The 15,434-nt window shown below is 62.6% G+C and carries 14 protein-coding genes; 2 read left to right on the forward strand and 12 right to left on the reverse strand.

Going from position 1 to position 15,434, the window contains the following annotated elements:
• The first annotated feature begins 26 nt into the window (after positions 1-26).
• Positions 27-743, forward strand: a complete 717-nt coding sequence (locus tag CAP38_RS13410) for a response regulator (protein WP_086121918.1) — start codon at positions 27-29, stop codon at positions 741-743.
• Between the two features lie 6 nt (positions 744-749).
• A complete protein-coding gene (locus tag CAP38_RS13415; RefSeq protein ID WP_086121919.1) occupies positions 750-1,994 on the forward strand; it encodes a HAMP domain-containing sensor histidine kinase in 1,245 nt (414 codons plus the stop codon).
• Positions 1,995-2,205: 211 nt separating this feature from the next.
• Here the strand turns inward: CAP38_RS13415 and CAP38_RS13420 are convergent, their stop codons facing one another.
• Genes CAP38_RS13420 through gmd form a run of 12 tightly spaced genes read right to left on the reverse strand, consistent with a single transcriptional unit; the run spans position 2,206 to position 15,024 of the window.
• Positions 2,206-4,149 (reverse strand): nucleoside-diphosphate sugar epimerase/dehydratase, encoded by a 1,944-nt coding sequence (locus CAP38_RS13420; RefSeq protein ID WP_086121920.1) that lies wholly within the window; start codon positions 4,147-4,149, stop codon positions 2,206-2,208.
• Between the two features lie 12 nt (positions 4,150-4,161).
• Positions 4,162-4,728, reverse strand: a complete 567-nt coding sequence (locus CAP38_RS13425; RefSeq protein ID WP_086121921.1) for a sugar transferase — start codon at positions 4,726-4,728, stop codon at positions 4,162-4,164.
• Positions 4,706-5,653: an NAD-dependent epimerase/dehydratase family protein gene (locus CAP38_RS13430; protein WP_086121922.1), complete on the reverse strand. Its 948-nt coding sequence runs from the start codon at positions 5,651-5,653 to the stop codon at positions 4,706-4,708. The genes CAP38_RS13425 and CAP38_RS13430 overlap by 23 nt, the downstream gene beginning before the upstream one ends.
• Before the next feature lie 3 nt (positions 5,654-5,656).
• Complete coding sequence (locus CAP38_RS13435) at positions 5,657-6,382, reverse strand: glycosyltransferase family 2 protein (protein ID WP_086121923.1); 726 nt, start codon at positions 6,380-6,382, stop codon at positions 5,657-5,659.
• A 9-nt stretch (positions 6,383-6,391) separates the two neighbouring features.
• Positions 6,392-7,333, reverse strand: coding sequence for a glycosyltransferase family 2 protein (locus CAP38_RS13440; protein ID WP_179188553.1), 942 nt, complete (start codon positions 7,331-7,333; stop codon positions 6,392-6,394).
• Positions 7,330-8,343: a glycosyltransferase gene (locus CAP38_RS13445; RefSeq protein ID WP_086121925.1), complete on the reverse strand. Its 1,014-nt coding sequence runs from the start codon at positions 8,341-8,343 to the stop codon at positions 7,330-7,332. The genes CAP38_RS13440 and CAP38_RS13445 overlap by 4 nt, the downstream gene beginning before the upstream one ends.
• Positions 8,340-9,578, reverse strand: a complete 1,239-nt coding sequence (locus CAP38_RS13450; protein WP_086121926.1) for a class I SAM-dependent methyltransferase — start codon at positions 9,576-9,578, stop codon at positions 8,340-8,342. Before CAP38_RS13450 ends, CAP38_RS13445 begins: the two co-directional genes overlap by 4 nt.
• A 7-nt stretch (positions 9,579-9,585) precedes the next feature.
• Positions 9,586-10,605 carry a GDP-mannose 4,6-dehydratase gene (locus tag CAP38_RS13455; protein WP_086121927.1) on the reverse strand — a complete coding sequence of 340 codons (1,020 nt, stop codon included), beginning with the start codon at positions 10,603-10,605 and terminating at the stop codon, positions 9,586-9,588.
• Positions 10,574-11,653, reverse strand: coding sequence for a glycosyltransferase (locus tag CAP38_RS15260; RefSeq protein ID WP_143435831.1), 1,080 nt, complete (start codon positions 11,651-11,653; stop codon positions 10,574-10,576). The genes CAP38_RS13455 and CAP38_RS15260 overlap by 32 nt, the downstream gene beginning before the upstream one ends.
• Entirely contained in the window at positions 11,650-12,363 is a 714-nt protein-coding gene (locus CAP38_RS13460) for a bifunctional 2-polyprenyl-6-hydroxyphenol methylase/3-demethylubiquinol 3-O-methyltransferase UbiG (protein ID WP_086121928.1), read from the reverse strand. Before CAP38_RS13460 ends, CAP38_RS15260 begins: the two co-directional genes overlap by 4 nt.
• 21 nt (positions 12,364-12,384) lie before the next feature.
• The gene (locus CAP38_RS15265) at positions 12,385-13,896 is read right to left on the reverse strand and encodes a lipopolysaccharide biosynthesis protein (RefSeq protein WP_179188555.1); all 1,512 of its coding nucleotides are present in this window, start codon (positions 13,894-13,896) and stop codon (positions 12,385-12,387) included.
• Positions 13,897-13,914: 18 nt separating this feature from the next.
• A complete protein-coding gene (gmd, locus tag CAP38_RS13470) occupies positions 13,915-15,024 on the reverse strand; it encodes a GDP-mannose 4,6-dehydratase (protein WP_086121930.1) in 1,110 nt (369 codons plus the stop codon).
• Between the last annotated feature and the right edge of the window lie 410 nt (positions 15,025-15,434).

The raw sequence follows: 15,434 nt of genomic DNA on the forward strand, positions 1-15,434 counted from the left end.
TCATTCCTTTTGCACCCACGACCCGCATGACACCCCGCCTGCTGATGATCGAAGACGACCGCCGCCTCGCGCAGATGGTGGCCGAGTACCTGGGCCAGTCCGGCTTCGAGGTGGCGCATGCGCCCGACGGCGAGCAGGGGCTTGAGCAGCTGAGGCTGATCCACCCCGAGATGGTGATCCTCGACCTGATGATGCCCGGCATCGACGGCCTGGAGGTCTGCCGCCGCATCCGCGCCCTGCCGGACGAACTGGCCCGCACGCCGGTGCTCATGCTCACCGCCAAGGGCGACCCCATGGACCGCATCATCGGGCTGGAGATCGGCGCCGACGACTACCTGCCCAAACCCTTCGAGCCGCGCGAGCTGCTGGCCCGGGTGCGCGCCGTGCTGCGGCGCCGGGGCGAGCCTGGCGCAGGCGCCGCCAGCCGCATCACGCCCATCATGCGCTTCGGTTCGCTGGAGATCGACCGCGATGCCCGCACCGTGACCGTGGCCGATCGGCCCTGCGAGCTCACCTCCTACCAGTTCGACCTGCTGGTGGCCATGGCAGAGCGGGCGGGCCGGGTGCTCACCCGCGACCAGATCATGGAAGCGGTGCGCGGCCGCGAGCTTGAAGCCTTCGACCGCTCGATCGATGTGCACATCGGCCGCATCCGCAGCGCCATCGAGGACGACAGCAAGGACCCCAAGCGCATCCTCACCGTGCGCGGCGTGGGCTATGTGTTTGCCAAGCAGCAGGACTGAAGCCGCATGAGCTTTGCCGTCTTCGGTCAGCGCCTGTACCTGCGCATCTGGCTGGCCGTGGTGGCGGCCGTCACGGTGCTCACCCTGGTGGTGGGCTGGCTCTGGCAGCAGGCACTCGAACGCGACCGGGCCGAGCGAGAGGCCCGCGTCACCCGGACCGTGATCGTGCGCGACGGCACCGGCGCCGTGCTGGGCGATGCCCCCACCCGCGCAGTCCGCATCCCCGGCGAAGGCTGGCAGTTCGAGGTGCGCATGAACGATGGCCAGGTCTTGTACGTGCTGCTGCCACGACCCAACCGGACCGGCGCTCCTTCACCGGCACGCGCCCCCGACTGGCTGCTCACCCCCGCCGGCTTTGCCTGGCTGCTGGGCCTGGTGGCCTTCGCGGTGGCGCTCGGCGCCTACCCCATCGTGCGACGCCTGACCAAGCGGCTGGAGACCCTGCAGAAGGGCGTGGAGCGCTGGGGTTCGGGCGATCTGTCCACCCGGCTGCCCGAGACCGGGCAGGACGAGGTGGCTTTTCTGGCCGGCCGTTTCAATGCCGCTGCCGAGCGGGTGCAGACGCTGCTGCAGTCGCACAAGACGCTGCTGGCCAATGCCTCGCACGAACTGCGCTCGCCGCTGGCCCGCATCCGCATGGGCCTGGCCTTGCTGGGCAACGACGCAGGGCACGCCATGCAGCGGGCCGAGGTCGCGCGCAGCATCGACGAACTGGACCAGCTGATCGACGAAATCCTGCTCGCCAGCCGGCTGGACCTGCGCGATGGCGCCGATCCGGCGGCCCTGGGACCCAAGGAAGACGTGGACCTGGTCGGTCTGGCCGCTGAAGAGTGCGCCCGGACCGGGGCCGCGCTGGAGATGGACGAAGGCAGCGGTGAACTGGTGGTGCAGGGCCATGCCCGGCTGCTGCGCCGCCTGCTGCGCAACCTGCTGGAGAACGCCCGGCGCTACGGCCGTGCAGAGGGCGCGACCGACGCCGACGTCGAGGTGAGTGTCCGCTCGGTCACCGAGCAGGGCCGCAGCCTGGCTCTGGTCTGCGTCGACGATCACGGCCCCGGCGTGCCGGCCGACCAGCGTGAACGCATCTTCGAGCCGTTCTACCGCCTGCCGGGTGCCAGCGAGCGCGAAGGCGGCGTGGGCCTGGGCCTGTCGCTGGTGCGCACCATCACCGAACGCCATGGCGGCACCGTGCGCGTGACCGACCGGCCAGGGGGTGGCGCCCGGTTCGAGGTCCGGCTGCCCCTGCCCTGAGCCGCCCCCGGGGAAACCCCGCCCCTTTCCCGCACCGCTTCCCCCGTTCTGGGGATATCCAGAACGCAGCCAGCCCATCAAAATCACACTGTTGCTGTCACACAACCTGACAAGTTGGCCCAGACCAGCCGCCCCGGCACCGGGGGATCAACGATTTCCAACGACGTCCTTCAGGGGACTTGATACAAGCCACCGCGAGGTGGCTTTTTTTTCATGCGCCTGCCCGCAGGTGCAGCCAGTCGACGATGTCGGTTTCCGGCTGATAGCCCTGCACCAGCTTCTGCAACAGGGCGCGCACCGTTCTCAGGTCGCCGGATTCCATGGCAGCATTCAGATGCTCCAGCTCCGCCTCAAGGATCGGCGCCGCCAGCTGTTGCTCGTGGGCTTTCATGATGCGCGGATGGGATGTCGGCTGGGGGTTGTCGCCGATCAGCAGTTCCTCGAAGAGTTTCTCGCCAGGCCGCAGGCCGGTGATCTCGATCGCGATGTCGCCATCAGGCCGGTCCGGTGTCTTCACCGTGCGGCCGGAGAGTTCAACCATCCGCTGTGCCAGGTCCATGATGCGCACCGGCTCTCCCATGTCCAGCACGAACACCTCGCCGCCCGTGGCCATGGCGCCGGCCTGCATCACCAGCTGGGCCGCCTCCGGGATGGTCATGAAATAGCGGGTGATGTCGGGGTGGGTCAGGGTGATGGGGCCACCGGCTGCGATCTGCTGGCGGAACAACGGCACCACCGACCCGCTGGAGCCCAGCACGTTGCCAAAGCGGACCATGCAGAAGCGCGTGGTTCCAGCGCCGCTTTCGCTGTCCATGGCCTGCAGCACCATCTCCGCCAGGCGCTTGCTGGCGCCCATGATGTTGGTGGGGCGCACCGCCTTGTCGGTGCTGATCAGCACGAAATGGCGAACCCCTGCACCGCGGGCCGCCTCTGCGCAACACCAGGTGCCCCAGACGTTGTTGCGGATGCCCTGCACCGGGTTGTGCTCCACCAGCGGCACATGCTTGTAGGCAGCGGCGTGGTACAGCGTATGAGGCTGCCAGGATTGCAGGATGGCGTCCATGCGGGGGCGGTCGGTCACCGAGGCGAGCAACGGCACCAGCTGAACCGATCCTGCCATGGCGCTGCGCTGCACCAGCGCCTGCAGTTCGTGGTGGATGGCGTACAGCGCAAACTCGCTCTGCTCGATCAGCAGCAGGGTGGTCGGCCGTTGCTGCACGATCTGGCGGCACAGCTCGCTGCCGATGCTGCCGCCCGCTCCGGTGACGGCCACCACATGGCCTGAAATCAGCTGGCCCATGAGCACAGGATCGGGACTGACCGGGGCACGGCCCAGCAGATCCTCGATGTCGAGCTCCCGCAGGTCACTCAGGCTCACCCGGCCCGAGGCCAGGTCGGATACCCCGGGCAGGGTGCGCACATGCACCGGGTGCGCGCGCAGCCGGTCCACGATCTGGCGGCGCCGCACCGGGTCGATGGAGGGCAGGGCCAGCAGCACATCGTTCACGCCCTCGCGCTCGATCACCTGGTCCAGGTGGTCGGGGCTGTGCACGTCACGCCCGTCCAGGCTGCGGCCCTGCAGGCGCGGATCGTCGTCCACGAAGCCCACCAGCCGGTATTCGGTGCTGCGGGCCAGGGCGGCGGCGAGCTGTCGACCGGCTTCCCCGGCGCCATAGATCAGTACCCCCGGTCGCGCCTTCTCGGCCAGCAGGTGCCGATACAGGCCACCCAACCACAGCCGGATGGCCAGCCGACTCAGGCCCACGAACACGAGCAGCAACAGCGGCTGCACCAGACCTACCGAGCGCGGCACGCCCTGAATGCCCACCAGCGTGAACACGGTGGCATAGAACAGGCCATACAAGGCCATGGCCTGGGCCAGGGCCACGGTGGCGTTCCAGCCCGCGTACCGGAAGATGGCGCGGTACAGGCCGAAGCGAATGAACAGGGGGATGGCCAGCGCAATGGAGATGCCCACTGCCCACAGGTAGGCCCCCTCCAGTCGCAGCCAGACCTCCAGCCGCAGGTACAGCGCCACCCACACCGCCAGGGTGCACAGCGATGCGTCCACCAGCACCGCCAGCAGCCGCTTGACCGGGCGAGGCAATTCCAGCAGCGCGGACGCGGTGGCCGAGGTGTCGGGATGGGGCGTCATGTGGATGGGGTGTCAGTGGCTCACACCGTCGCTGCGCAGCACCTTCACGGCGGTCAGCCACAAGATGCGCAGATCGAAGGCCAGACTCTGGCGGCGCAGGTATTCGGCGTCCAGCGCCACCTTCTGCGGAATCGGAATCTCGTCGCGCCCGTTCACCTGCGCCCAGCCGGTCAGGCCCGGCACCAGCTCGTGCACGCCCGCCTCGGTGCGCAGAGCAATCAGGTCGTCCTGGTTGAACAGGGCAGGCCGAGGTCCCACAAAGCTCATGTCGCCGCGCAGGATGCTCCAGAGCTGGGGCAGCTCGTCCAGGCTGCTCTTTCGCAGGAAAGGCCCGATGGGCGTGAGCCATTGCGCCGGGTTCTCCAGCAAGTGCGTGGCCACGGCCGGCGTATCGATGCGCATGCTGCGGAACTTGGGCATGCGGAAGATGCGGCTGTGGCGGCCGACGCGGTCGCTCCAGTACAGCGCCGGGCCGGGAGAGGTCAGCCGCACCGCCAGCGCCACCAGGGCGATGGGCAGCGCCAGGATGAGGGCGGCCGGCAGGGCGATGGCGAGATCAAACAGGCGCTTGAGGGTCATGAAGCTCTGGCTGGACGGCCCGCCGCAGACCTTCGTCCACGGACAGCGGTGGCGTCCAGTTCAGTGTGTTGCGGGTGTGGCGGATGTCCACCTGCAGATTGTCTAGCAATCGCTGCGCCATGCCCCCTCGTCCCACCAGTGTGGCGCCCAGTTGCAACAGTGACAGTGGCATCGACCACAGCCGGGCAGGCCGGCCCATGGCTAGGCCTATGCGGCGCAACAGTTCGGCCGTGGACATGTCCTCGCCGTCACTGGCCATGAACGTCTGTCCGGCAGCGGCCGGGTGTGTGGCACAGGTCAGCAGCAAGTCCACCAGGTTGTCCACGCCGACCAGACTTCGCCGGTTGCGGGTGGCCAGTGCCAGCGGCAGCGGCAGCCCTCGGCGCACCGCAGACACTAGGCTCTGGAAGTTGGCGCGCACCCCGGGTCCGTAGACCAGCGGCGGGCGGACGATCACCACTTCCATGCCGGTCCTGGCGGCCAATTCACGCAGGGCCCGTTCGGCTTCCCACTTGGACCGACCGTAGGGGTCGTCGGGTGGCTCGCAGGGCTCGGGTCCGAACTGTTGCCCGGGCAGGGTCGATTCGCCATTGACCTTGACCGAGCTCACGAAGACGAAGCGGCCTACGCCTATCTGCGCCGCCGTCCGTGCGAGTGCCAGCGTACCGTCCAGGTTGACCCGTCGGTAGGCGGTCAGGGGGTCGGCCGCAGACTCGTTCATCACATGCACCCGTGCAGCCAGATGCACGAGCGCCTGTGGGGGATCATGCGGGCTGTGGCGCTCCAGCGCTCCGTACGACGGAGATTCCGGCCGGATGGATACGGGCAACACGTCGATCCCCAGTGCGGCGGCCCGGCCGCACAAACGAGTACCGATGAAACCGCTGCTGCCGGTGACTGCCAGGCGGGTGATGGGTGTCGCCATGGATCAGATGCGCAGCAGAAAGCGGGCGGCGCTGGTGGCATGCCAGAGCGCAAACCGGAGCTGGCGGTGACTGCTGCGCTGAGCGTTGTGCACCACCGAAGCAGCCGGCTGCACCACCACCTGCCAGCCCTGGTGGTGCAGGCGCTGGCAGATGTCGACATCTTCATAGTAGAGGAAGAAGCGTTCCGCATCGAAACCCTTCACGCTGGCGAAGGCTTCACGCCGGAACAGCATGAACATGCCGGCAACCCAGTCCACCGGATTCAGGCGCCCCGGCTTCAGTGTCACGGTGTCGTGGTGGCCGGTCACCGCTCGCTTGATCAGGCGCCACAGCGTGGGAAAGCGGCGTACGCTGTCTTCTGTCTGCCCCTGATCATTGACCACCACCGGCGCACAAAGGCCGATTCGGGGGTCTTCATACGCCAACAGCAGCGGCACGAAGGCGCCAGGCTCGACACGGATATCGGGATTCAGGACCAGAAAGTAGTCGCCCCGTGCCCGCTCGAACGCGGCGTTGTGGTTGGCGCCAAAGCCCAGTGGACTGGGGTTGTGCACGGTCTGCAGGGGGAAGCGCCAGCCCGACTCGGGGATCGGCGGCTCCGGTATGTTGACGGTGAGGATCACCTCGAAGTCCAGCTGGGTCACCTGGTTCAGGTCGTTCAGCAGTGCTTCGACATGGCGGTGGTGTCCGTGGCTTACGATGGACACGGTCAGTCGGGGCGTGGTCATGGCGCCGTCTCAGAATCTGCCGAGCAGAAATAGGAGCCGCATGATGACATGGTCGGTGCGGCGTTGCCGTTTGAAATCCGAAAGGAAGCACAGCCTCAAACGTTCGGCGATGGTGCAGTCGGGGCCGCGCAGCAGCTGCAGATCCCGGCGCACGGCATCGCTCAGTCGATGTCCATGCTGCTTCAGGAAGGCCTGTGCCGGCCCGGAGTAGGGCGCTGTCTGGTCGTCCCATGCCAGCACGCGCCGCACGCTGGACATGACAGACTGCCAGCGGCTGTGGCTGGCCCCCACCGTGTTGCTGCCATGCTGCCGGTACAGGACCGAGGGCCATGGGTCTTGAATCACCTGACCCAGGGCACTGGCCACCAGGTACATCCATGCATCGTGCATGCGGTAGCCCACCGGCATGTCGTCCTGCAGCACCAGGTCGCGCAAGGCGCTGTTGATGCCCATGGTGCAGCCGGTCACCACGTTCTCGACGGCGGCGTTGTGAACATCCAGCCAGCGTGGGGTGGCCGACAGACCAAGGGGCTTGAGCTCGGCATCCACCAGCTGCTGGCGGGTGCAGTAGAGCGTAGGCGTATCCCCTGCATCGCTCAGTGCCTTCACGGCACGTTCCACTTTCTCCGGCAGCCAGACATCGTCCTGGTCGGCGAACAGGTAGGCGCTGTGGTCATTGCCCGCATGCTGCAGCAGCTCCATGAAGGAGCGCGCGGCACCGGCACGGTGGGCGGTGGGCACGACCTCGATGTTCAGACGTCCCCGGCGCGCCATCACCGCATCAAGCGTGCCGTCGGTGGAGCCATCGTCGCGGACCAGCAGCTTGAAAGCCTGATGCGTCTGTGCCTCCAGGCTGTCCAGGAATGGGTTGATGTAGCGCGAGCCGTTGTAAGTGGCCAGCAGAATCGTCGGCGCATGTTGGGCATTGCTGCCTGTCAGCGTGTGGCTCACTGCCGCTTCCTCCATCCAGCAAATCGGCTGTTCCTCAGGTCCACCAGAGCCTGCTTCGACGGGTGCTCCGCTCTCATCAATTGAGCGGTCAGAGCCCAGTTGATCAAGACCCCGGGCATCGCCAACACGCTGCAGATACGCAAATGGTCAATCCATTTCATGGGTGTCAGCTGCCGCAAGCGCGCATATTCAGTGCTCGTAAGTGCTCCCCGTGCGCGAAAGGCCAGCAGTTGTCGAGCGGATCGCCATGGATGTTGAAGACAGACCTTTTGTTTGGAGTCGTCCGAGCATGTCGACATTGACCAGACCAGACGAGGCCAGAGCCACATCCAGATTTCGAAGCTGCGGGCGGTCCAGCTCTCGTTTCCATACCGGATGGCTATGCATGGCTCCTTCAGCACCATGGCATGCCTTGGCAGAGGCGCCTGGAAGATGACGCCAAAGTGGACAAAGTAGGATCCGAAATAGGATTCTCGATCCCGCGTCATCCACAAAGCTCTGTCGATGACGACGCCGCCAATGAAGGAAAGATGCAGTCCTGTGAGCGTCATCAAGGTGTCTGAGTCCCCCGGGGCGACACGCCGGTCTTCAGACACTTCCATTCGCCTGGGCGTGAGCACATCTTGCAGGTCGGAGCTCATGACCACTGCATCCACCACCACCAGCGAAGGTTCGTCTGCCAAGGCCAATCGAACTCGGTCGATAGCCCCTGGCAGGATGTCGTCATCGTCCGAGCACAGCCAGACGTATCGACCGGTGGCGTTTTCGACTGCGCGGTTGAAGTCACGGTCCAGGCCACCGTTGGTGGCCAGCGTCTCATGCCGCAGCCTGGCATCGTGCGCGGCTGCAGCACGGAGCACCTGAGCGGTGTCGTCGCTGGAGGCGCCGTCCACCACCACCACCTCGATGTCGTCGCCGTCGATGGCCTTCAGCCGGGCCAGTGCCCTGGCCAGATAAGACCCCCGGTTACGGGTGGCGATGCAGATCGACAGCAGCGGCTGGCCGCTCATTGTCCCGCGATCTCCAGCTCGGGCAGCGGAAACACCAGCTTGCTGGTGAGCTGGCCGAAGCGCTTCTCGAAGAACGGCCGGAAATGCCACGGCAGCACGAGCAGGTAGTCCGGTTGTATGGCCAGCAGCTGTGCCTCGTCGATGATGGGGATGAGGCTGCCCGGGGTGAAGGAGCCGAACTTGTCGGGGTTCACTTCGCCCACCGCCACCACATCGGCCGCCGTGATGTCGCAGTACTGCAGCAGAACATTCCCTTTGGTGGATGCACCCAGGATGCCCACCTTCTTGCCCTGGGCCTTGGCCTTGTCCAGGAAGGCCCGAACATCGGCCCGGCTGCGGGCCACGCGGTCGGCAAATGCCCGGTAGGGCGCCTCGGTGTCGAGGCCGCGCTCGGCTTCCTGCAGCAGGATGCGGGCAACTTCCGGCGACTCCGGCAGTCGCGATGTCTGATGCGCTGCGGTGATGGAGAAGCTTCCGCCGTTCACATCGTTGAACTCCACATCCACGATCTTCAGGCCGCAGCGCTGGGCCATCCACTGGATCTGTTTGAGGGCGTAGTACTCCAGGTGCTCATGGCACGCCGTGTCATAGGAATTGCGGTCCAGCATGAGGGGCATGTAGCTCTGTTCGAACACCCAGATGCCTTCGGCATCGAGCACGCTGGCCACTTCCTTCACAAAGTCCATCGGCCGCTCCAGGTCGTAGAACATCGAGAAGGACGTGACGACCCGCGCCTTGCGTTCTCCGAAGCGCTCCTTGACCAGGCGGGCCGAGAAGAAGTCCGGGATCACGTTCACATCGGCCGGGTAGTACTGACGGAATTTCTCTGCCGTCGGGTCGATGCCCACGCGGGTGATGCCGTCGGCCGGGTAAGCCGAGAGCGTGGTGCCGTCGTTGCTGCCGATGTCGATGACCATGTCGCCGGGCTGCAATGCGATCAGCGACCGGATGCGCGCCACCTTGGCATGAAGGTGCTCCACCATGCTCTTGTTCAGACCCGAGCGGTAGCCATAGTTTTCGCCGTACATCTCGCCGAGGTCGTACGAATGGGCCAGCTGCAGCAGACCACAGCAGTCGTCGCCGCCGGTGCACTTGAGCAGGTGCAGCGGACCGCGTGTGATGACCTGATCCGGTGTCTTGGGGAAGACGCCGGTGAGCGTCTGTTCGCCGAGATCGAGCACCTTGACCAGATGGGTGTTGCCGCAGATGCGGCAGGCATGGATGGGGGTGTACATGGTGATGTCAGGGTTGGAAAGGGATGCCGGACTGAACCAGCTGCATGTCGCTGTCCACCATCAGATGGACCAGCGCTTCGAAGTCAAGTTGTGGTTGCCAGCCGAGTTGAGTGCGTGCCCTGGTCGGATCGCCCACCAGCGGGGCGGCCTCGGACCGTCGGGCCCAGGCCAGGTTTTCCACCACATGGTCCCGGTAGTCCAGGCCCACGCGGGCAAAGGCCAGCTCGCAGAACTCGCGCACCGAATGCGACTGGCCGGTGGACACCACATAGTCGCCGCCGGCGGCTTGCTGGGTCATGAGCCACATGGCGTGCACATGGTCACCGGCAAAGCCCCAGTCGCGCCGACTGTCCAGCGGACCCAGCTCGATCGTTCTGGCCTGCCCTGTTGCGATCATGGCCACGCCGTGGCTGATCTTGCGGGTGACGTAATGCGGCGGCCGCAGCGGGCTTTCGTGGTTGAACAGGATGGCGGTGGACGCATGCAGACCGTGGTGGTGCCGATACGCCGCCACCAGGTGCGCCGCGTAGGCCTTGGCCGCGCCATAGGCGTTGACCGGACTGAATGCGGTCTGCTCGTTCTGCGGCGAAACCTGGGTGCCGGCAAACACCTCGCTGCTGCAGGCCTGCACATAGCGGGCCTGGGGGCAGTGGCGGGCCATGGCCTCCAGAAAGCAGCCGGCCGACAGTCCGTTGATCACGGCGGTGGCGTGGGCATCGTCGAATAGCTGGGCGCTGGAAGACCGCGCCGCCAGGTGGTAGACCTCGTCGGGTTGCACCGAACGGACCACCGATTCGATGGCGGCAGGGTCGTCCAGGGGCATGGCGATCGTCTCGGAATCCGTGGGAGTGTCTCCATCAGGCTTGCGGTGGGTGGTGCCCACGACGCGGTAGCCCTGAGAGAGCAGCGAGGCTCTGAGGAATCGGCCGTCCTGGCCGCTGATGCCGGTGATCAGCGCCGTTTTTCCCGTATCTGGGTTCGTCGAAGTCTGAAGTTCAGCCTGTGGCACGGGCATAGATCTCTGCATGGCGAGCCGCGATCTCTCTCCATTCTGCTCGTGGATCACGCGCTGGAACGCGACGACCACTCCAGCGGTCAAGGTCTTCCTTCATACCATTAACGTCGCCGGGTTCGCGATAAGAAACGTTCTGATCGGGATCGAATCCTGTCTTGGAGCGGGATGTTGTTATCACCAAGGTGCCTTGGCTCACTGCTCCATGAATTGAGGTGTTCCATTCGCCTCCGCCGTCCGTAAAGGGGAGAATTACAGCATCGGCAGCTGCAAGAAGGTTCGATGCTTGTTGTCCGTCGAGAAAACCGAGCAATTCATAGTCCGATGGATTCCAGCCCCTAATTCTTGCTTCGCTGTTGATCTTGGCCTTGTAATGCTCATCCGGACAATTCCCGGCGATCAAGATGCGGTCTGCTCCCGGGTTTCCAATCTGGAACAGCAGTTCAACCCCTTTGCTCGGATAAACAAAACCGAAGAAGACAAGTAGGCGACTGCGCCCTCTAAGGTATTCCAGTCGCAGACGTTTCCGGGCTCCCTCAGTCATGCGAAATGGGGGCAAGGGAGACGCGTTCCGGATGAATGACCATGGTTTTGAGGCCAAGAAAAGGCGGACCACTTTGGGGCATTGCTCGATGAAGTTCGGCCTTACAAAAATGCTTGCCCGCGACCCCGCAGACTGGAGCATTGCTCGGCGCCAATCTGTGGCCCGGTAGATTTCATGATGTGTCACGACCACCCTGTGGCGCAGCAATGTAAGGATGGCGGGCAGCGCAGACGGTAGCAGTCGGCCATAGAACCCTTGAGAAGGGAATTGCAAGTGCACAATATCGGGCTTGTGCTGTTTGAGGAGCCTCAACAAACTGCCGAGGCCAGTTCCTTTGCCAATCGACTCGGTTGTGGGTCCGTCATCTATGAAGGTTCTGCATTGAACTGTGGAGTCAAACGAGACTGCAAATGCCGGTTGATGAAATTCGCGCGCAACGGCCATCGCCAATTCGTGAACGTAGTCGCCCACCCCGCACCTGCCGGGCGGAAGGGTCCCCACAATGAACATCACCTTCATGCTGAACGTTTTTGGAACACTATCCATCCAAACGTGTATTCAAAACCGGCACAATGAATCGGCTTCGACGCAGCCGTATCCTCCATCTTGCCTACGGGAAACAACCCAAACTCACTAGCAACCTGCACCATTTCTGTTATTTCTTCTCGAGAAAAGATGCGCCAGTCCATCCCGAAAAACTTTGTGGAACCAACATTGATCTTTTCTGGCCAGTAGTCGAACGATGCGATGAAGTAGCCCCCGTCGGCCAGCAAGCGAGAAACTTCTTTGAATAGTCGCTGGGGCTGGTATCCATGCTCAATGACCGAAATTGCAGTTACTGCCTGTGCGCTATGATTCTTGAGCGGGGACTCGAGGAAATCACTGATCACGTAGTTGATGTCCTCTGCATGTGGCATCAGTTTGATCTCGGGATTCAGATCTACGCCATACACCTTGCTGAATCCCATTTTATTCAGTGCAACAGGGACCTCTGAGCAATAAGCGCCGAAGTCGACCACAACATCCTGTTTCGAAAGATTCTTGTCAAGGAAGTTCAGCGACTGTAGAACGTCCCAGCTTTTAACCATGTCTCCGACTGCCAGGCGCGACCCCAGTTTGAATCTGCGTCTGGCACGGTCGAAAAGGCCTCCGATAGTTGACCAGTTCTTCGCGCGCAACACCTTGCGACTCTCATAAATCTGGGCTTTTGATTGAAGAATTTGAAGCATGATGTCCTTTCGAGGGTGGGTTCAGTATCTTGGCTCAACAGAGGAAAGGCGCTTCATCAATGCAACTCTGACAGATTCGGAGCTGCCTGCTATGGCCAAAGTAATGGAAATCCAAACCAATACTGATTCGATTATCCATGGGAGATGGAGGCCGGCGGCATTGTTCAAGGAAATGATGGCCAGCATTACTGCAACAGTTGTAAACGCAGGCCTGAGCACTCCTGCCCAATACCACCTCTTCATCTCACCTCTGAGAATATATCTGTGGACCAAGCTGGGTGTGATTATCAGGTGGACGAAATTTAGCCCGAGCCATGCACAAGCCGCACCGACCATCCCATATTGGATGGACGCTAGCCAGAGCAGTGGGATTATCAACGCGATCGATCCTAGGTTGATCAGCAGTGTAAGTCGTGTCCATCCAGCCGCGACCTGAAGCGCATAAGGCATGTTCATGATGCCATTGAACATGTTCCCGATCAGCAGGGCTGCGAGAGTCAAACCGGCTGCTTCGCCGATCGAATCATCCTGCGTCCACAAGTTGAGCAAATTGGCCGCGTACATCGCTCCTGTTACGGCGAGTGGGATTGTAGTAATCGCGATGATCTCGGCACCATAGTGGTACAGCTTTGCCAAGTCACTCTTGTTGTTGGATTGCCATGCTGCCGAAAGGCGCGGGTACATCACTGAGTAAATTGGACTGATGATGATGTACATCCCACTGGCCAAGGTGGCGGCCAGTACATATGCGCCAAATACCTTGAGGTCTAAAGCTTTGCTGAGAACGAACCTGTCGGCCTGCGTCAATGCAATGCTGGTCAAGGTTATGCCAGTCATTCCGCCCGCGAAGCCGATAGAGTCCCGTAGTATCTGGCTGTCGAATCTTGCTTGATGGTCCGTTTTTTTGAGCGCCGACCAAAGAGCGGTGCGCAAGACCGCAGTCTGGGCGGCGTTGGAGACGATTTGTGCAAAGAAAAATGCGTAAAGCGTAGGAGAGTGATGAAGTGCAGTGATTGTGATAACAAACTTGATCGTTGACGTGCCAGAAGTCAATATTGCAAGTTGCGTCTGCTTGTTGAGTGCGGTCAGTCCTGCACTGTACAGTGATGATGGCCATTGCGTTGCCAATGCAAGTCCTGAGATTGCAATGGCTGCGGCTGCGGTTTCTGTGGTGATTTCGTTGACGCGGATCCAGTACAGGCTGATCGGTATGGCCAGTGCAGCCACTATCACCAAGAGAGCAATTGCAACGCAGGCATAAGTAAGCTCAAACGTCCTCAAGGCGTCTCGATGGGCCGTTTTGGACATGCCATCGATATCAGGTCGGTTCAATATCCGGACCAATGTCGGGCCGAGCCCAAGGTCCAGAAAGACGACGGCAGCCGAGATGCTGGCGAAAACACCGACTATTCCGTAAGCCTCCACGCCCAGATACCGAATGGCGAATGGCACCAAAGCAAGGGCCAGCGCGGCAGACCAGCCCCGCGACAATACCGATGCAATCAGTGAAGACTTTATTCCTTGCACGAGCACAACTTCTGCAGAGGTAGATCAATGCCGACTGAATACAGGGTAACCGTGTTGCTTCATCAGCTCGTCGCGCATGGCAGAGCGCAGGTCTTCGCGGGCCATTTCCGCCACCAGCTCGTCGAAGGTGATGCGGGGTGTCCAGCCGAGCTGGGCGCGTGCCTTGCTGGCGTCGCCCAGGAGGGTTTCCACCTCGGTCGGACGGAAGTAACGCGGATCGACCCGCACCACCGGTTGGCCAACCAAGCGTTGGGCTGCCGGTTCAGATACTGCGGTGAGGAAGCCTACCTCCTCCAGCCCCTGTCCCTCCCACCGGATCGAGAGTGACAGTTCACGCGCTGCGGCATCCACGAAATCCCGCACGCTGTACTGCACCCCGGTGGCGATCACGAAGTCGTCGGGCTGGTCCTGCTGCAGCATGAGCCACTGCATCTCGACATAGTCCCTGGCATGGCCCCAGTCGCGCTTGGCGTCGAGGTTGCCGAGGTACAGGCAATCCTGCAGACCCAACCGGATGCGGGCCAGTGCCCGGGTGATCTTGCGGGTGACGAAATTCTCGCCCCGCACCGGCGACTCGTGGTTGAAAAGGATGCCGTTGCAGGCGTACATGCCGTAGGCCTCGCGGTAGTTCACCGTGATCCAGTAGGCATAGAGCTTGGCCACTGCATAGGGGCTGCGCGGGTAGAAGGGCGTGGTCTCCTTCTGCGGAATCTCCTGAACCAGGCCATACAGCTCGCTGGTGGAGGCCTGATAGAACCGGGTCTTCTTCTCCATGCCCAGGATGCGGATGGCCTCCAGCAGGCGCAGCGTACCCAGGGCGTCGGAGTTGGCGGTGTACTCGGGCTCCTCGAACGACACCGCCACGTGGCTCTGTGCCGCCAGGTTGTAGATCTCGTCCGGCTGCACCTGCTGGATGATGCGGATCAGGCAGGACGAATCGGTCAGGTCGCCGTGGTGAAGGAAGAGCCGGACCCCATCTTCATGGGGATCTCGGTACAGGTGATCGATGCGATCGGTGTTGAACAGCGAGGCCCGCCGCTTGATGCCGTGGACTTCGTATCCTTTGGCTAGCAGGAATTCGGCGAGGTAGGAACCGTCCTGGCCGGTGATGCCAGTGATGAGTGCTTTTTTCATTGGAGAGTGGAGGTTTGCTGAATCGTGCGGCGATCGGGCCTTGTGGCCGAGCAACGGCGATAGTTTAGCCGGTCGATGTCACTTGTTTTTCCGGTGTGGCAGCATTAGGTGTACCGACACATATGACATAAATCAAAACACAGAACAGCGATGATATTCCAACGATATTGAAGAAATAAGGGTTGGTTCCGGCGTACACACCCATTGCAACGAGGTAAGGGGCCAACATTCGCAACCGAACTCCATCGGGCGCGGCTCTCTTCACCAATAGCCAAGCCAACGTAGCCAACGCTAGACATCCTGAAGTCCCCTCGATTTCCTGAGCCAGTCAGAAGTAGAGGTTGGGGAACAGTTTGACACGGTACTCGACCGGAGGGATTCGGCCGAGAGCTTCATGGGGTCGGTGGTGG

The organism is Hydrogenophaga sp. IBVHS2 (assembly GCF_002127215.1).
GTDB lineage: Bacteria > Pseudomonadota > Gammaproteobacteria > Burkholderiales > Burkholderiaceae_C > Hydrogenophaga.

What these genes read in the sequence shown, in the direction of transcription:
- CAP38_RS13410 (WP_086121918.1), top strand. Translation starts at nt 27, where the DNA reads ATGACACCCCGCCTGCTGATGATCGAAGACGACCGCCGCCTCGCGCAG.
- CAP38_RS13415 (WP_086121919.1), top strand. Translation starts at nt 750, where the DNA reads ATGAGCTTTGCCGTCTTCGGTCAGCGCCTGTACCTGCGCATCTGGCTG.
- CAP38_RS13420 (WP_086121920.1), bottom strand. Translation starts at nt 4,149, where the DNA reads ATGACGCCCCATCCCGACACCTCGGCCACCGCGTCCGCGCTGCTGGAA.
- CAP38_RS13425 (WP_086121921.1), bottom strand. Translation starts at nt 4,728, where the DNA reads ATGACCCTCAAGCGCCTGTTTGATCTCGCCATCGCCCTGCCGGCCGCC.
- CAP38_RS13430 (WP_086121922.1), bottom strand. Translation starts at nt 5,653, where the DNA reads ATGGCGACACCCATCACCCGCCTGGCAGTCACCGGCAGCAGCGGTTTC.
- CAP38_RS13435 (WP_086121923.1), bottom strand. Translation starts at nt 6,382, where the DNA reads ATGACCACGCCCCGACTGACCGTGTCCATCGTAAGCCACGGACACCAC.
- CAP38_RS13445 (WP_086121925.1), bottom strand. Translation starts at nt 8,343, where the DNA reads ATGAGCGGCCAGCCGCTGCTGTCGATCTGCATCGCCACCCGTAACCGG.
- CAP38_RS13450 (WP_086121926.1), bottom strand. Translation starts at nt 9,578, where the DNA reads ATGTACACCCCCATCCATGCCTGCCGCATCTGCGGCAACACCCATCTG.
- CAP38_RS13455 (WP_086121927.1), bottom strand. Translation starts at nt 10,605, where the DNA reads ATGCAGAGATCTATGCCCGTGCCACAGGCTGAACTTCAGACTTCGACG.
- CAP38_RS15260 (WP_143435831.1), bottom strand. Translation starts at nt 11,653, where the DNA reads ATGAAGGTGATGTTCATTGTGGGGACCCTTCCGCCCGGCAGGTGCGGG.
- CAP38_RS13460 (WP_086121928.1), bottom strand. Translation starts at nt 12,363, where the DNA reads ATGCTTCAAATTCTTCAATCAAAAGCCCAGATTTATGAGAGTCGCAAG.
- gmd (WP_086121930.1), bottom strand. Translation starts at nt 15,024, where the DNA reads ATGAAAAAAGCACTCATCACTGGCATCACCGGCCAGGACGGTTCCTAC.